The organism is Sphingomonas sp. FARSPH, assembly GCF_003355005.1.
In the GTDB taxonomy this organism is placed as follows: Bacteria; Pseudomonadota; Alphaproteobacteria; order Sphingomonadales; family Sphingomonadaceae; genus Sphingomonas.
The window spans coordinates 2,526,475-2,542,477 of record NZ_CP029985.1 but is presented as its reverse complement, the minus strand read 5'-3'; the positions used below and the strand labels follow the sequence as shown (position 1 = coordinate 2,542,477).

14 protein-coding genes and 1 pseudogene are annotated in these 16,003 nt (G+C 68.8%); 4 read left to right on the top strand and 11 right to left on the bottom strand.

Translation table 11 applies throughout. The features are described from left to right. Window positions 1-4: 4 nt before the first annotated feature. Genes DM480_RS12185 through DM480_RS12170 form a run of 4 tightly spaced genes read right to left on the bottom strand, consistent with a single transcriptional unit; the run spans window position 5 to window position 3,423 of the window. Window positions 5-409, bottom strand: coding sequence for a hypothetical protein (locus tag DM480_RS12185; protein ID WP_115379390.1), 405 nt, complete (start codon window positions 407-409; stop codon window positions 5-7). Next, window positions 402-1,745, bottom strand: coding sequence for a sensor histidine kinase (locus DM480_RS12180; protein WP_115379388.1), 1,344 nt, complete (start codon window positions 1,743-1,745; stop codon window positions 402-404). The genes DM480_RS12185 and DM480_RS12180 overlap by 8 nt, the downstream gene beginning before the upstream one ends. Further along, window positions 1,738-2,415, bottom strand: a complete 678-nt coding sequence (locus tag DM480_RS12175) for a response regulator transcription factor (protein ID WP_115379386.1) — start codon at window positions 2,413-2,415, stop codon at window positions 1,738-1,740. Before DM480_RS12175 ends, DM480_RS12180 begins: the two co-directional genes overlap by 8 nt. Window positions 2,416-2,433: 18 nt before the next feature. After that, window positions 2,434-3,423 (bottom strand): YncE family protein, encoded by a 990-nt coding sequence (locus DM480_RS12170; protein WP_115379384.1) that lies wholly within the window; start codon window positions 3,421-3,423, stop codon window positions 2,434-2,436. Between the two features lie 159 nt (window positions 3,424-3,582). On the opposite strand from DM480_RS12170, the gene DM480_RS12165 reads away from it, so the two are divergent. Genes DM480_RS12165 through DM480_RS12155 form a run of 3 tightly spaced genes read left to right on the top strand, consistent with a single transcriptional unit; the run spans window position 3,583 to window position 9,037 of the window. Next, window positions 3,583-4,917 carry a TolC family protein gene (locus DM480_RS12165; protein ID WP_232833987.1) on the top strand — a complete coding sequence of 445 codons (1,335 nt, stop codon included), beginning with the start codon at window positions 3,583-3,585 and terminating at the stop codon, window positions 4,915-4,917. Then, on the top strand, window positions 4,914-5,975 hold the full coding sequence (locus tag DM480_RS12160; protein WP_232833986.1) for an efflux RND transporter periplasmic adaptor subunit: 1,062 nt from the start codon (window positions 4,914-4,916) through the stop codon (window positions 5,973-5,975). The genes DM480_RS12165 and DM480_RS12160 overlap by 4 nt, the downstream gene beginning before the upstream one ends. After that, window positions 5,972-9,037, top strand: coding sequence for an efflux RND transporter permease subunit (locus DM480_RS12155; protein ID WP_115379380.1), 3,066 nt, complete (start codon window positions 5,972-5,974; stop codon window positions 9,035-9,037). The genes DM480_RS12160 and DM480_RS12155 overlap by 4 nt, the downstream gene beginning before the upstream one ends. Before the next feature lie 355 nt (window positions 9,038-9,392). On the opposite strand, the gene DM480_RS12150 is transcribed toward DM480_RS12155, so the two are convergent. The 5 genes from DM480_RS12150 to DM480_RS12125 all read right to left on the bottom strand — a co-directional run bounded on the left by DM480_RS12150 (window position 9,393) and on the right by DM480_RS12125 (window position 14,013). Beyond that, window positions 9,393-10,223, bottom strand: a complete 831-nt coding sequence (locus DM480_RS12150; RefSeq protein ID WP_232833985.1) for an SDR family oxidoreductase — start codon at window positions 10,221-10,223, stop codon at window positions 9,393-9,395. Between the two features lie 36 nt (window positions 10,224-10,259). Then, on the bottom strand, window positions 10,260-10,490 hold the full coding sequence (locus DM480_RS12145) for an alpha/beta hydrolase (protein WP_115379376.1): 231 nt from the start codon (window positions 10,488-10,490) through the stop codon (window positions 10,260-10,262). Between the two features lie 37 nt (window positions 10,491-10,527). Further along, entirely contained in the window at window positions 10,528-11,838 is a 1,311-nt protein-coding gene (locus tag DM480_RS12140; RefSeq protein WP_115379374.1) for an MFS transporter, read from the bottom strand. After that, the gene (locus DM480_RS12135) at window positions 11,835-12,266 is read right to left on the bottom strand and encodes a hypothetical protein (protein WP_115379372.1); all 432 of its coding nucleotides are present in this window, start codon (window positions 12,264-12,266) and stop codon (window positions 11,835-11,837) included. Before DM480_RS12135 ends, DM480_RS12140 begins: the two co-directional genes overlap by 4 nt. A 478-nt stretch (window positions 12,267-12,744) precedes the next feature. Beyond that, entirely contained in the window at window positions 12,745-14,013 is a 1,269-nt protein-coding gene (locus DM480_RS12125; protein ID WP_115379368.1) for a TonB-dependent receptor, read from the bottom strand. Between the two features lie 434 nt (window positions 14,014-14,447). On the opposite strand from DM480_RS12125, the gene DM480_RS17945 reads away from it, so the two are divergent. Next, window positions 14,448-14,765 (top strand): hypothetical protein, encoded by a 318-nt coding sequence (locus DM480_RS17945; RefSeq protein WP_125471524.1) that lies wholly within the window; start codon window positions 14,448-14,450, stop codon window positions 14,763-14,765. 54 nt (window positions 14,766-14,819) lie between these two features. On the opposite strand, the pseudogene DM480_RS18875 reads toward DM480_RS17945, so the two are convergent. After that, a pseudogene (locus DM480_RS18875) lies at window positions 14,820-15,026 on the bottom strand (hypothetical protein); the annotation flags it as partial. A 355-nt stretch (window positions 15,027-15,381) separates the two neighbouring features. Beyond that, entirely contained in the window at window positions 15,382-15,993 is a 612-nt protein-coding gene (locus DM480_RS12115) for an NIPSNAP family protein (protein ID WP_115379364.1), read from the bottom strand. Window positions 15,994-16,003 lie beyond the last annotated feature (10 nt).

Here is a 16,003-nt window from a genome sequence, read left to right as displayed (position 1 = left end):
TAAATCAAGCACTTGCGGCACCCTTCCTGGTGAGTTGGTTCCCACAAGAATCGGCACCAGTTCCCCCAAAGCTCAAAATCCTGCCGCGGGTCACGCGTTTCAAAGCGCCTTGCGCTATGACCAGAACCCGCGCCCGTTTGCCGTAGTGCCTGACCGTTTCAGGGGTCACGCAAAGGATTTCGCCGACCTCGCTGTCGTTCGGACCACGCTCGAGGAGGTTGCAGCAGGCGTTTTTGCGCAGCCCGTGGAAGGTGAACGTCGCGTGCTCCGCGATCGTCTCGCGCGCGACCAGGTCGGCATGGACCTCCCGCACCTCCGGCTTCGCCATCAGTGCGCGTAGGCGCTCCTGCAGCGCGGCTGTCGTCTTGAACGGTGCGCCGATGCGATCGCCTCGCCGCACGTCAGGCACGTGGCAGGCGGAGGGTGGCGGTCAGGCCCGGGCCGGCATCGCCGATCGTCAGGGTGCCGTCGTGCGCACGGGCGATCGCCGCCACGAGGTTCAGGCCGAGGCCGTGTCCGGCAGCGGCGCGCGTCCGATCGAGGCGCACGAACCGCTCGACGATGCGTTCGCGATCAGCCTCGGGCACGCCGGGGCCGTCGTCTGCCACGACCACGACGACCCCGTCCCCCACCGCCTCGACGCGGGCGTCAATGTGCGTGCCCGCCGGGGTGTGCGCCAGCGCGTTGTCCAGGAGGTTGATCACCGCCTGCGACAGCAATTCGGCGCTGCCGCTCACGATCAGACCGGGCGCGCTGGTACACGACAGCGTCCGCCCGCGGTCGCCGACCGCGGGCGCATAGCTGTCGCATAAATCCTCGACCAGCGCGCCGAGGTCGAGCGGCGCGAACCGCTGGCGGACGTCGCCGGCATCGACGTCGACGATGTGCAGGATGCCCGCGAACAGCGCGAGCAGATCGTCGCTCTGCCGGATGGCGCGCGCGATCGCCGCGTCGCGCATTGGCCCTTCCGGCGCGGCGAGCGCGCTCTCCATGCCGCCGCGCAGGCGTGCCAGCGGACTGCGCAGGTCGTGCGCAACATCGGCCGACACCTGCCGCAGGTTCTCGAGCAGCCGCCCGATCCGTTCCAGCATGCGGTTGAGCACGCCGCCGAGATGGTCGAATTCGTCGCCGCGCTTCGACACCGGCACGCGGTGGCGGATGTCACCCGCCATGATCGCCTCCGCGGTCAGACTGACCTGTTCGATCCGGCGGCGCAGATAGCCGCCGATCCATAGCGCCGCGACCACGCCGATCAGCACCACCAGCAGGAAGGCACCGACGAACAGGCTGAGGATGACGTGGTCGATCTGCTCGAGCGCCTGCGAATCGACGCCGACGACCAGCCGGCTGCCGTCGGGCAATCGGCTGGTCAGCGTCCGCGCCGCATCCGCCCCTTCGACAGGATCGCGGAAGCTGACGTCGGCAAAGCCGAGCGGGGGCATGGCCAGATCGAACGTCCCCGCCACCCGTCGCCCGCGCGCGTCGAACAGCGCATAGCCGAAGGTGACGACGCCGCTGCGTCCGCTGCGCGCGGCGATCGTGTCGGCGACCTCGGCCGGGCCCTTGGCGCGATAGTCGCGGACGAGGTCCGCGCTCGCCTCGGCCAATGCGACGTCCTGCTGGCGGCGGAAGGCGGCGTCGGCGGCGAAATAGACGAGCGTACCGAGGATCGCGATCGCCAACGCGAACGCCGCGGAATGGGTCAGCGCGATGCGATACGCCGTGCTGCGCCGCCAGTCAGCCATGGCTACGCATACGATAGCCCTCGCCGCGTAGCGTCTCGACCGGGTCGCGCTCGAACCCGTCGTTGAGCTTGGCGCGCATGCGGCTCAAGTGGCTTTCGACGATATTGGTCTGCGGATCAAAGCGGAAGCCCCACACCGCCTCCAGCAGCATCTTGCGCGTGACGACACGCCCGGCGTGGCGCATCAGTTCCTCAAGGATTCGGAATTCGCGCGGCTGCAGCCGTACCTCGCGCGGGCCGCGGCGCACCTCGCGGCGCAGCACGTCGAGCGTCACGTCGCCGACCCGAAGCTGCGTCGCCACCTCCGCGATCGGCGGTCGGCGCAGCAACGCGCTGACGCGCGCCGACAATTCCGGAAAGGCAAACGGTTTGACCAGATAATCGTCCGCCCCCGCATCAAGGCCGGTGACGCGGTCGGCGATGCTGCCGCGCGCGGTCAGCATGATGACCGGCATGCGGATGCCGGCTGCGCGCCACGCCTCCAGGATCGCGATCCCGTCGGCGGCCGGCAGCATCCGGTCGAGGATCGCGAGGTCGAAGGGCTCGGTCAGCCCCGCCTCGCGCGCCGCGGCGCCATCGCCATGCACCGCCACGACATGACCGATCGCGCGCAAGCCGGCCGCGACCTGCGCGGCGGTGTCGGCGTCGTCCTCGGCCAGCAGGATACGCATCGCGGGCGCCCGCGCCGGTCAGCCGGGGTGGACGGCGAGGACGTGGAAGCTGCCGGGCACCGCCTTGGGCTTGCCGGTGCCTGCCGCCGGCGCCAGCTGCGCCGCGGGCAGCCACACCGTGCCGGTGCGCGGATCGAGCGCGCCGGTCCGCGCGCTCGCTTCCGTCCGGATCGTCGCCTGATGCGTCACCGCGCGCGCGTCCGCGAGCGACAGCACGTCGAGCACGCCGTCCTTGCCCGCGGGAATATAGGCGCGGCTCCGCGCCTGATCGACGATCACCGCGTCGGGGCCGCGCCCGATCGGCACCCGCCCGACGAGCGCGCGCTTGTCCGTGTCGACGATCGCCGCGACACCGTTGGCACAGGCGGCGATCAGCCGGTGGTGCGTCGCATCCAGGCCCAGCCCCGTCGGCGCCTCGCAACCGGGCATCGCGATCGGCGCGACGGCCGCACCGCGGGTCAGGTCGACGACATCGATCTCGCTCTTGTCCTCGTTGTTGACGAACAGCGCACGTCCGACGACCGCGGCATATTCAAGGCCTTCGGCGACCGGAATGGTGCGCACCAGCCGATGCGCGCGGACGTCGATCTCCGCCACCGATCCGGCATCGGCATCCATCGACAACAGGTGCCCGGTCGCGGGATCGACGACCGCCGCGTCGGGCTTCGCGCCAACGGTCAGGCTCGCCACTTGGCGCCCCGATGCCGCGGCAAAGAAGCGCACGCTATTGTCGGTGCCGTTGGTCACCGCGATCTCGCCCGTCGGCAGCGGGACCACGGCGTGCGCGTGTGCCGCCGGCCCGATCGGGGCGAGCGCTCGTCCGGTCGCGAGGTCGACGACCGACACGGCATCGCCATGCGCGATGTAGAGCCGCCGCGCGGCCGCATCGATGCTGGCGTAATCCCAGCCCCCATCGCCGGGCACGGGTATCGAACGGACGGTGTCGCCAGCAACGACGGGCGCGGCAAGCGCAAGCAGGACGAGAGCAAGGGGGCGGATCGACGGCATGGCACGAGTCTCCTTCACCCCCTCTTGATCGCGCCGCGCGCCGCGGCGCCAGCGGCTTTGCGCGACATTGGGAAGATACAATGTTCGTCCGCCCCCACCCGCGGCTAAAGCGCCCTTTGAGCTGGCAATTCTACCGCCGGGACCGAGGAGTAACAATCCGTGCGCATCCAGGCCCGATTGGCGCCGGCGCTCGCCCTTCTGGCGGGGGGCTGCGCGCATTACACGCCGGCCCCGCTCGCCGCGGCGTCGGCGCTCGCGCCAGCGCTGCCCGCCACCACAACGCCCACGCCGCTTGGCGTCGAGGATGTCGTCGCGCTCGCGCTCGCCCGCAATCCTGACCTAGCCGCCGCCCGGACCAAATTGGGCGTCGCGCAGGCGCAGCGGGTGCAGGCGGGCGTGCTGCCCAACCCGTCGTTGACCGGCGCGCTGCTGCCGCTCGTTTCCGGCGCGGGCGAGGTGCCGGCGTGGAACATCGGCCTGGCGCAGGACATCAAGGCACTGCTTGTCTACAAGCCCCGCGTCCGCAGCGCGCGCGCCGCCACCGCGCAGGTCCGCGCCGACCTGCTGTGGCAGGAATGGCAGGTGGCCGGCCAGGCGCGCCAGCTCGCCGTCGACCTCATCGCGCGCGAGGCGACACGGCCGCTGCTCGACGAGGCGGTGCGCATCCTCGGCCGTCGCAACGCCGGGACGCAGGCGGCATTGGCGCAGGGTAATGCGACCCTCGTCACCGCCGCCCCCAGCGTGGTCGGCTTCCAGCAGGCGCGCGCCAGCCTGCAAACGCTCGACCAGACGCAGGTGCAGGACCGGCACAAGCTCAACGCTTTGCTCGGCCTGACCCCCGAAGTCGTGGTGCCGTTGCAGCCGGCGCCGCAGCTGCCGCCCTTCGACATCGCAGGCGCGCGCGCCGCGATCCCGACGCTGCCCGCACGGCGGCCGGACCTGCTTGCGCTGCGCTTCGGCTATCTCGCGCAGGACGAGACGCTCCGTGCTGCGATCCTCGCCCAGTTTCCCGACCTGATCCTCGGCGGCAGCGCCTCGAGCGACAGTTCGCGCGTCATCAACGCCGGCCCCAACGCGCAGCTCGGCCTGCCGCTGTTCGACCGCAACCAGGGTAATGTCGCGATCGCCCGCGCCACCCGCGCGCAGCTCCAGGCCGAATATGCCGCCCGCCTCGCCGCAACCACGGGCGAGGTCGGCGCGCTGCTCGGGGAGATGGAACAACTGCAGCGGCAATTGGCGATCGTGGAGCGCGATCTGCCCGCCGCGCGCTCGGCGGCGATGCGCGCCGCCGCCGCGTTCAGCGCGGCTGCGCTCGACGAGCGCGCCTATGTCGACCTCATCACCAATCACTTCGCAAAGGAACAGGAAGTGGCGACGTTGCGGCTGGGCCTGCTCGACCGGCAGGTGGCGGTGAGCACCCTGCTCGGCCTCGGGCTGCCGGGTGTGACGACGCTCGGCCTCGCCGATCCGGGCACCAAGGGAGCGGCGCGGTGACCGCGCGCATCCTTCCCCCCACGCCGCTGCTCGCGCTCGCCCTGCTGCTGACGCTTGCCGGATGCGGCACCGGCGAACCCGCGGCCGAACCCACCGCGACGCCGACGGTGCTCGTCACCACCACGCCCGCGCGGCAAGGGACCGAGGCGCACACGATCGAGGCATTCGGCGAGGCGACGCCCGCCAGCAACGGCGTCGTCACGCTCAGCGTGCCGCAGCCGGGCCAGGTCACGGCAGTCGCCGCGGTCGCCGGCGCCACCGTCCGCGCCGGTCAGCCCGTGCTCCGCTTCACCGTCGCACCCTCGGCGCGCAGCGCCTACCGCCAGGCGGTGGACGCGCTGACCGCGGCGACATCGCAGCGCGCGACCACGGCGCAATTGCTGACCCAGCAGCTCGCGACACGGGACCAGCTCGTCCAGGCGGACAAGGCGGTCGCCGACGCGCGCAGCGCGCTCGCCGCCTTGCGCAGCGAGGGTGCCGGCGTCGGCGAAACCGTGCTCCGCGCACCCTTTGCGGGGGTCGTCGCGACCCTGCCCGTCGCCCCCGGCGACCGGACCCAGCCCGGCCAGGCGCTGGCGACGATCGCGCGCGCCGGCGGATTGATCGTCACCGTCGGCGTCGATCCCGCGCGGCGTAACGACCTGCTCGTCGATGCCCCCGTTACGCTGACCCGGCTCGACGGCGGCGGCGCGCCGGTCGCCGGGCGGGTGCGGCGGATCGACGCGATGCTCAACCCGCGCACGCGCCAGATCGACGTCGACATCGCCTATCCCGCCGGTGCGATCCTGTCCGGCGAGGCGCTGCGCGTCGCGATCCAGACCGGGCAGGCGAGCGGCTGGCGCGTCCCCCACCGCGCCGTCGTGATCGATGTGGAAGGCCGCGCGCAGGTGTTCCAGCTTCACGGCGGCAAGGCGAAGGCCGTGCCCGTCAGCGTCGTGGTGGACGGCACCGCTGACGACCTCGTCGACGGCGCTCTCACGTCCGAAGCGCCGGTGATCGTCGATGGCGCCTATCAGCTCACGGACGGCGATCCGGTCCGCACCGGCGGCGCGCGGTGAGCTACGCCGCGCTGCTGCGGCGCCAGCCGCTGGCGATCCTCATCATCGCCCTCGCGGTCGCCCTTGCCGGCGCCGTCGCGGCGCTGTCGCTGCCGATCGGACTATTCCCGCAAGTCGCCTTTCCGCGCGTCGTCGTCGACATCGACGCCGGCTCGCGCCCCGCCGACCAGACCGCGCTGATCGTCACCAAGCCGGTCGAGCAGGCGCTGCGTGCGGTGCAAGGCGTGCGCAACGTCCGTTCGGAGACGACGCGCGGATCGGCGCAGGTGTCGATCGACTTCGGCTGGGGCCGCGACATGGTCGCGAGCACGCTGCTGGTGGAGGCGGCGATGTCGCGGGCGCTCGGCACGCTGCCGCCCGGCACCACCTACAACGTCCGCCGCATGGACCCGACGGTCTTCCCGATCATCTCCTACGCGATCGAGACGACGCGGGCGTCGCCCACCCAGTTGCAGGACGTCGCCCGCTATCAGCTCGTCCCGCTGCTCAGCGGGATCGAGGGGCTGGCGCGCGTCGACGTCCAAGGCGGTGAGACGGCGGAGGTCGAGGTGCTCGCCGACCCCGCGCGCCTCGCCAGCCACAATCTCGCGATGAGCGACCTGTCCACCGCGATCGCCAACGGCAACGTGCTGAGCGCGGTCGGGCGCGTGCAGGATCGCGGTCGCCTGTCGCTGGTCGTCGCCGATCGCACGCTTACCAGTCCCGCCGCGGTCGGCGACGTCGTCGTGCGCACCGACCCCGCCGGGGTCGTGCGCGTCCGCGACGTCGCGACGGTGCAGCAGGGCGTCGTGCCGCAATGGCTGCGCGTCAGCGAGGACGGACGGCCCGCGGTGCTGCTCAACATCTACGAACAGCCCGACGGCAATGCGGTGCAGATCGCCCATGCCGTCGCCGCGAGGCTCGCCACCGCATCGCTGCCTCCCGGCACGCGGCTGGTCAGCTGGTACGACCAGAGCGAGCTCGTCACCCAGTCCGTCGCCAGCGTCCGCGACGCGGTGCTGATCGGCCTGGTGCTCGCCGCGCTCGTCCTGCTGCTGTTCCTGCGCAGCTGGCGGATCACGCTGATCGCCGCGATCGTCGTCCCCGCGACGCTCGCCGCCACCGTGCTGGTGCTCGCGATCCTCGGCATGAGCTTCAACATCATGACGCTGGGCGGCATCGCGGCGGCGGTCGGGCTGCTGATCGACGACGTCATCGTCATGGTCGAACACATCGTCCGCCGCGCCGCCGCGCCGGCCGACGACGGCGGGCCCGCCGGACGCGCCGCGGTGCTGCCCGCCGCGCGCGAATTCCTCGTGCCGCTCACCGGATCAAGCCTCGCGACGCTGATCGTCTTCCTGCCGCTCTCCTTCCTGACCGGGGTCACCGGCGCCTTTTCGAAGGCGCTGTCGGTGACGATGGCGGCGGCGCTCGCGATCTCCTGGGCGATGACCGCCTTTGTCGTGCCCGTCTTGGCGCAGCGATGGGTGACGTTCGACGCAGCCCACGGCGCCGACGACGCCGACGACGGCCGGCTCGCACGCGGCCACGCCGCGCTGCTCGACCGGCTCTCGATGCGCCCGTGGCTGCTCGCCGTCATCGCCGTGCCGCTGTTGGTGCTCGGCTACGTCGGCTATGCCAACGTACCCACCGGCTTCATGCCCAAGGTAGACGAGGGCGGCTTCGTCATGGACTATTACACGCCGCCCGGCACGTCGCTCGACGAGACGGAGCGGCGGATGGCTGAGGTCGATGCGCTGCTGCGCGCCGATCCCGACGTCCTCACCTTCTCGCGCCGGCTCGGCACCGGGCTCGGCGGCGATCTCGGCCAGAGCTACCACGGCGATTATTTCGTGCGCCTCAGGGCCGATCATGCGCGCGGTACCGAAGAGGTCGCCGCGGGGATCGCCGATCAGGTTGCCGCGCGGGTGCCCGGCGTGCAGGTCGAGGTCGCGCAGCTGATGGAGGATCTTATCGGCGACCTGACGGCCGTGCCGCAGCCGATCGAGATCAAGCTGTTCGCCGCCGATCCTACCGTCCTCACCGATCAGGCGCGCAAGGTCGCCGCCGTGATCGACAAGGTCAGCGGCGTCGTCGAGGTGAAGGACGGCGTTCAACTCGCCGGCGACGCGATCGATGTGCGCATCGATCCGATCCGCGCGGGCTTCCAGGGCGTCACCCCCGCCGACGTCCAGAACGCGGTCGACGTCGCTTTGCAGGGCAATGTCGCCACCACGCTCGCGTTGCCGACCAAGGCGGTCGACGTCCGCGTCCGCCTGCCCGGCGCCACCACGATCACGCGGGACGCGCTCGCGCGGCTGCCGATCCGCGCCGCGGACGGCCACGTCCTGCCGCTGTCGCGCGTCGCCGATCTCGTCCCCATCACCGGCCAGCCGCAGATCGCGCGCGAGAACCTCGAACCGATGGTCGCGGTGACCGGGCGTATCCAGGGCCGCGGCCTCGGCGCGACGATCGCCGACGTCACGCGCGCGCTCGCCCGCCCCGGCGTGCTCGGCCCCGGCGTCCGCTACGAGCTGGGCGGCCTCTATCAGCAGCAGCAGATCGCCTTCGCCGGGCTCATCAAGGTGTTTCTCGCCGCGCTGGTCGCCGAGTTCATCCTGCTGCTGGTCCTCTACCGGCGGCTGTTGCTGCCGCTCGTCATCATCGGCTGCTCGCTGCTGTCGACGACCGCGGTATTCACCGCGCTCTGGCTGACCGGTGTCGACCTTAACATCACCGCGCTGATGGGCATGACGATGATCATCGGCATCGGCACCGAGATGGCGATCTTCTACGTCAGCGAATTTCAGGAGCTGGCCCACACCATGCCGCCGCTTCAGGCGGCACGGACGGCCGCGCACAATCGGCTGCGGCCGATCACGATGACGACGCTCGCCGCGATCCTGACGCTGCTGCCGCTCGCGCTGGCGCTCGGCCAGGGTGCGGGCATCCAGCAGCCGCTGGCGATCGCGATCATCGCCGGATTGCTGTTGCAATACCCCCTCGTTCTCCTGGCAATGCCGGTTTTGATCGGCCGCCTGCCAGGAGTGGACGCGACAGCGACCGCTTCAGGTGGCGGATAGACTTTGCGAGCAGGCGCGCCGACTTTCGCGCCATGCCGACCGCGATGACATCGCGCGGCTGGCGAAACGTCTGAAAGGCAGATTGCTCCAGCGCGTCGCTGTCGGCGCCCGGATCGTCGGTCTGCCTATGAATAATGGCCGCTGAATTCTCGTCACCGGCATAGACGGTGCGGTCCGCGCAGCGCATGCGGCCTCTTGCCGATGACCGCCGCGGTCGCGCCGCTGGCTTTGGCGAGCATTCAAATGGCCCAACCCGATCGCTCCCGCCCCGCGAAGGGCAAGGCGATCCCCGCCGATGCCATCAGCGCCGACCATGTCGATTATTGCGTACCCGCGCATGGCCGCGCGCGCGCGTTTACCAGGGCACGGTTTCGCCGTGGCGATCGATGAAACGGCACCCTGCCCGACCTTGCTGGGCAAGCAGCGTATCGACTAGTTCGGGGATGGTTTCCTCGATGCCGAACGGCGCATCGGGTCCGCCGAGTCCGGTGCGGATCCACCCCGGTGCCATCAGCACCAGCGCGCGACCATCGCTGGCATGGCGCGCGGCATAACTGCGCATATACTGGTTCAGCGCAGCCTTGCTGCCGCGGTAGACCTCGTGACCGCCCTTCTCATTGTTCGCGATACTGCCCTGGCCCGACGACATGACGCCGATCAGGCCATGATCGCGCACGCGATTTTGTAGCCCCTCGACAGTCCGCATCACGCCGAGCACGTTCGTGACCATCACGCGGACGAACTCTTCCGTAGACGTCTCGGCGATGGTTTCCGATTGATCGTCGTTGGTGATGCCGGCGTTGACGAAGAGGATGTCGAAGACCCGGCCGGCGAGCCGTTCGCCCAGCGCCGCGATCTGGGTAGGATCGGTGATGTCGAGCCGTTCGACTTCGACCTGCTCGGGATGATCGCGCGCCAGATCGCGCAGGAGGTTCGGGCCATCGCCGCGGACCGTGCCGACGACGTGCCAGCTCTTCTGCACGAAAACGCGCGCCATCGCCTCACCCAGGCCACGCGATGCGCCGACGAGCAGGATGCTCTTGCGTTGCGGACGATCGGGCATGTCGCTCATGTCTTTTTCCATCCTCCTACGGTTGCCGACGGCACGACTGCGCAGCACCGGGTTCAAACGCGATGCCGCCATCGTGTCGCCTACGCCACCCGTACGCGTCGCCAGCGTGGCCACAGGGAGGAACGCGCACTCGCGTGCCGCGATCCACGCTTAACGTGGCGGCCGGATCATGCCCAGCGCACGCAGCCAGTGCTCCATCAATTCGGGCCACCGGGCGAGTGCGGGATCGGCGCCGCCCAATCCGCTGCCATGTCGCCCCCTCTGGAAAATATGCAGCTCGACGGGCATGTGGCGGGCTTGAAGCGCGTCGTAGAAGCGCGTGATGCCGCCGGCGTCGACGACAGGATCGTCGCTGGTGTGATAGATGAAGAACGGCGGCATGTCCGCGGTGACCGCCGCCAGCGGATCCGACGCGTGATCATGTCGCCACGCTCCGTTTGTTCCGGTCGCCGACCCGAAGCGTCGCCACCGCTCCAGCGACCATCAGCGCGCCCGCGACGTACAGCATGCCACGCGCGTCGCCACCGAGTAGCGGACGATAGAATAACGGGACGGTCAGGCTCTCGATCATCATCGGAATGACGATGAACATGTTGAAGATGCCCATGTAGATGCCGAACTTCGCCGGCGGCACGGTGTCGGTCAGCATGACATAGGGGTTGCCCATCATGCTCGCCCAGCCGAGGCCGATGCCGATCATCGGCAGATACAGCCAGCCTTCGCTAGCGATGCCCGGTATCGTCAGCATCGCCGCGCCCGATGCAACGAGACAGGCTGCATGGACGGTGCGCGCGCCGTAGCGGCGGGTCACCGGCACCAGCGCCAGCGCGCCGACGAAGGCGATGGCGTTGTAGAAGGCGCCAATCTGTCCCACGGTCAGCGCGGCGTCGCGAAATCCCTGGCTCGCGGCATCGGATGTGCCGTGCAACGAGCGCGCGAGCGCGAAGGCGATGAACTGCCAATAGGCGAACATCGCATACCATTGGCATAGCATCGCAACGCCAAGCCGGCGCATCGCGGGCGGCATGTCGCGGATCGCCGCGACGACATCGCGGACTGCACCGCCCAAAGTGACCCGGTCGGCCTGCATCGCCGCCCGTTGCTCGGCGGACAGCGGCAGTTCGGGAACGCGCAGCACCGACCACAGGATCGTCGACAGCGACAGCACCGCCCCAACGACGAAGGCGATGCGGGTGATGTCAGGAATGCCGTTGGCGTCGACCGCATCCTTGTTCATCCCCCACCAAACCAGCAGCGACGGCGCGAGATAGCTCAACGTCTGGGCGAGCCCGGTGAAGGCCGCCTGGATCAGGAATCCGGTGGGGCGCTGGTCCTCGCCAAGGCGGTCGCCGACATAAGCGCGATACGGCTCCATCGTGACGTTGTTGGCGGCATCGAGGATCCACAACAGGCTCGCTGCGACCCACAAGGTCGGGCTGTACGGCATTGCCAACAGGCATAGGCTGCACAGGATCGCGCCGACGAGGAAATAGGGCGTCCGCCGACCCAGCCGGCTCGTCGTCCGGTCCGACAGCGCGCCGATCAGCGGCTGGACGATGAGCCCGGTCATCGGCCCGGCGAGCCAGAGCAGCGGCAGCGACGCTTCGTCCGCGCCGAGATAGCCGTAGATCGGCGCCATGTTCGCCTGTTGCAGGCCGAACGAGAATTGCAGCCCCAGGAAGCCGAGGTTCATCTCGACGATCCGGGCGAGCGACAGGCGTGGCATCATCGAACGTCTCCAGCGATCCAAGCGACCTGCCAGCCGTCGAACATCCCCGCCCCCGCCTCGCCGGTCAGGCGATCATTGCCCGCCGCGGGCAGCGACGCCGGATCGCCGGAGAAATCGAATAACACGGTGTCGGCACCGCAGCGGGCCGCAAGCAGTGTGGGCTCATCGGTCGCGACCCGCGTCGACACGCACGCGCCCCGGCTGGCCATGCGCGCCCGCCGCAACCGGGCGAGGTCGCCGCCGATCCGCCGCGCTGGGTCGTCGCGATAGCCGTAGTGATTGGTCATCCCCGTCTCGTCCCTCATGTAAGTCGTCGCGATGCCGCCGGCGCCGATCGCAAGCGCATCGAGCAGCGCGATGCGCCGGAACACCGCCTGCCGTGCGGCATCATCCTGCGCCGCCTCGAGTCCCGCAAGCGACGCAAGCATGCCGTTGGTGCCGTGCAGCGCCGAACCGCCCGACTGGAACGGCTTATCGCGTGCCCAGCCGCCCCCGGCCCCTCTAGGTAGCGCGCCACCGCCGCCAACCGTGCCGCCGGATTGGCATCGATCCCGGCGAGATCGCCGAGCACGGCGCCCCAGCCGATGTCGTCGTGGCAGCGCACAGAGCTCCGCCAGTTGGCGTCGCGCGGCAGCCCGCTGCTCGCGCGCATGATCGCCTCCGCCTTGAGCGGCGTCGCAGGCAGGGCGATGTCCAGCACGGCACGCAACGCACGAGCGATGAAATGCGACTGGGGAAGATTGCGGCCGTCCGTCCCCGCCTGTTTCCAAAGAAGGGCGATGGAATCGAGGCGGAACGCCTCGAACCCATGGTTGGCGAGCCGCAGCATCGTCCCGATCATCGCCAGCATGATCACCCAGTTGAGGTCCCATTGGAACGGGTAGAATGTCGTCCACACGTGTCCGCTCATTGCCGGCCCGACCGTGAAATTGCCGGGCGATGGTCGGGAGCGCCTGCGGTGGCACCGCTTCGCGCATTGCGGCGTGTTCTGCATCGAGCGCGATATGGAAATCGATATAGAAGGGATCGCCGGCTTTCGCCGCGCCCGCCCGGGCGTGATCGTCGGCGGTGTGCTTCGGCGCCAGGTCGACGCACAGGCCGATCCGCGCCGCCGCGCCGGCCGGCACCGCCGCCTCCACCCGCGTCCACTGCGCCGCCAAGTCGTGCGTCGCACCATAGAGACGAGCGAGCTGGCGGCGCGATCGTCGCACTGAAGTTGCGCCCCGGGAAGGCGCGCGCGGCGTTGGTCCCGTTCGTCGGCAGCGTGTCGCTCCAAATGCCAAGCTCGGTGATCGCCAGCACGTTGAAGAGGTTCTGGGCGTTCACTGACAGTTGCAGCGCCGGGGTGATCGCGTAGGACGCGAACGCGCCGGTCAGGACATAGCCCGGCATCTTCAGCTCATTGACGTCGGAGGCATAAGAGAACGTCGTGCCGATGAAGCTCGCGCCCAGCCTGAACCCGTCGATCGCCACCTGCGGCGATGCCTGGAAGATCAGATCGGCCTGCCGATAGGGGATGTAGCCGTTCAGCGCGGGGGTGACTTGGCTATCGACGATGCGCGCATGCGTATAGGTCGCGCCACCGGTCAGGTGGAAGACGCCATAGTCCAGGCCGCCTTCCAGCTCGAGGCCGTAGGAGCGGTATTTGTTGTTGATCGTCCGGTGCACGGGAATCACGAGTTCGTTCGATTCCGCGGTGGTTGCGCGGAACGCGGTCAGATTGGCGAAGAAGCCGCCCGACCGGAACTTGATACCTGCCTCTTGCTGGTTGACGAAATTGACCGCGAGCGCGTCGGCGATGCTGCCGTCTTCACGCACGCCGCCGCCGAACAGGACCCGGTTCGCATTAAACCGCGCGCCGCGGCTGACGCGTGCGAACAGCGCTACGTCCGTCTGGATTTCGTAATTCGCGCCAACCGACCAGGTGAAGTAGCTCTTGCGGTAATCGACCGGCTTGGCATTGGCGAGGCTGACCACCGGCACCGACCGTTCGGGCATCTGGATCACGCCGTCCTGATTGACGTCGAGCGTCGTCAGGCCGTTGTTGGACGCATAGATGGCCTTGGCCTTCGATCTGCTCCACCGCACGCTGCCGTCGAGGTTGAAACGCCCGGTCTTCCCCGTCGCCGCGATGTAGGGCGCAACGCGGACGAGCCAATGGGAAGCCTTGCTCATTCATCCTCTTCCGGCATGGCCCAGCGTGCGTAGACCTACTTATGCATACGACGGTATCGTCGCCTGCAAAGGATTGCAACAATCGATTGCAAGAACGCATACGCCGAAATCGCGCCGGCGTGCGGAACTGCCGGTTGACCCGGTCGAGCGGGCACGGCGCCGCCTTGTCGCTGATGGTGGTACGCATCGGTGTGTCGCCAATCACGCCAGCCAGACCTATTGCCCGCATCGGGGGAGGCAACAGCGCAGCATGCGACGTAGAACGCTTTGCGCCGCAGCTGACGCCAGACCTTGCATGCCGTAGAGGCGGAAATTCTCCCCTAATATGCGGCGCACTTTAGCGAGCTTGTCGAGTGCTGGGATGCGACCGATACGAGGCGCGCCAACGTCCTTGCCGCCTGGGACCTGGTCAAGGCCTTTACGGGAGACGGCGCATGACGCCGCACGTGGCACTGCACCGCGACAGCCGCGAGGACATCGAAGGGCTGGCGCATCGCGCGCTGATCATCCTGCCTGTCGTCATCCTCCCCGACGGCACCGCCTCGCCCGACCAGGTCGCCTTGGTGCCTTGGGGTGTCGAAATCGATAAGGCGTTCCTGCCCCATCGCGAGGGGCCCGGGCCGCCAGGCTCCGGGCCCGGTGCCGCGATCGTCGGCACGCGCGAGCCGGACATCGGGGCCGTATCTTTCCGGTGGCGGCAGCGCCCTCGCAGACGAAGGGCATCCGCATATCACCCGGCCACAGAGCCGTGACGATAGCCGCTCGGCGACGAGGTTTTTGAACGGGGACTTGCCGGAGCCCCAGTCCCCCCTGATCGCGATGACGCGGCCAGCCGGGAAGTTGCGGCGCCCCAGCAGCTCGGCGACCCTCGCGACCAGCGGCGACCGACGAAGAAGATCCTGCGCCGCGTTCTCGATCGGTGCGTCAACCGGGAGAAGGTCGGTCTCGGCGGCGACAGGGCGCCGTAGCGGGCGAAGCCGGCGAAGGATCGCGGTAGGCCAAGCGGTCTCCATTACGCGAAAGCTAGATCCTGTCGTCAATCTCTTCAAAATCGGTTGGCAGGGAGCGGCGGCGGTCTCGCGATCGCCGACGTCTGACCGAAGCTGTCACCCCGGCGGCGATTGCCACTGAGGGGTTCGTAATTACTGGTGAACAACCGCTCCGCGATGGACCACTTCCGCGCCAGTAAGCTGAACGAACGGGCAAAGTTGGGCGGGGCTCAGGTCGGCCTAAACGACCGGGATTGGGTTGATGGGGTCAGACGGGCCATCATGATATCGCGGCCCATGGCCTGCCGTCCGAGGGCCTGAAGAGGAATCCGCGGCTGTCGGGACCCCTTCCTTTGCCAACGCTTATCCCGGCTGTGTCCTAGCAAATGGGATAGCCCGTCTCGGCAAACGCAAGGGTCGAATAAGCATGGACAATATTCTCGGGCCCTCCCCGCGGAGGCCACACGCCCGAGGCATAATGTTCTCGTCGCAGGTTGTTGCGTTCCTCGACGCTCGCGAAGCCCCAAAGATGGAAGATCCTGGCGTCGCCGTCGAGCGCATACATCGCGGTGACGAGATGATCGATATAGCGGTGGGCGGGACCGATCGCCTCTTTCCAACCCTCCAGGGTTGCCGGTAACCCGCCCGATACGAGATGATAAGTCCTCAGCTCGAAGATCCCACCGTAATCGCGGGGGGCGGGTTCGGGCAAGAAAGGGAACGGCGCGTAACTTTCCATCGTCAGCCGTGCGTGAGCGGACGAACTCCCGAACGGATCATCGCTCAGCAAGGCACGACGCCGCTCGGCATCGAGTGCTTCTGCATCGTTGAAAGCCCGCAGGATAATCAGATCGCCAACGGGACCGATCTCCGTCGTCCACATCCCTAATACAAAACCGGCAGACGCATCCTCCAACCATCGGTGCGCGCCCTTCTTGGCATTCTTCGCGGTAAAGACCGAGCCAGCAAGGGTGGCAATCTCGAAAAGCATCGGCAATCCT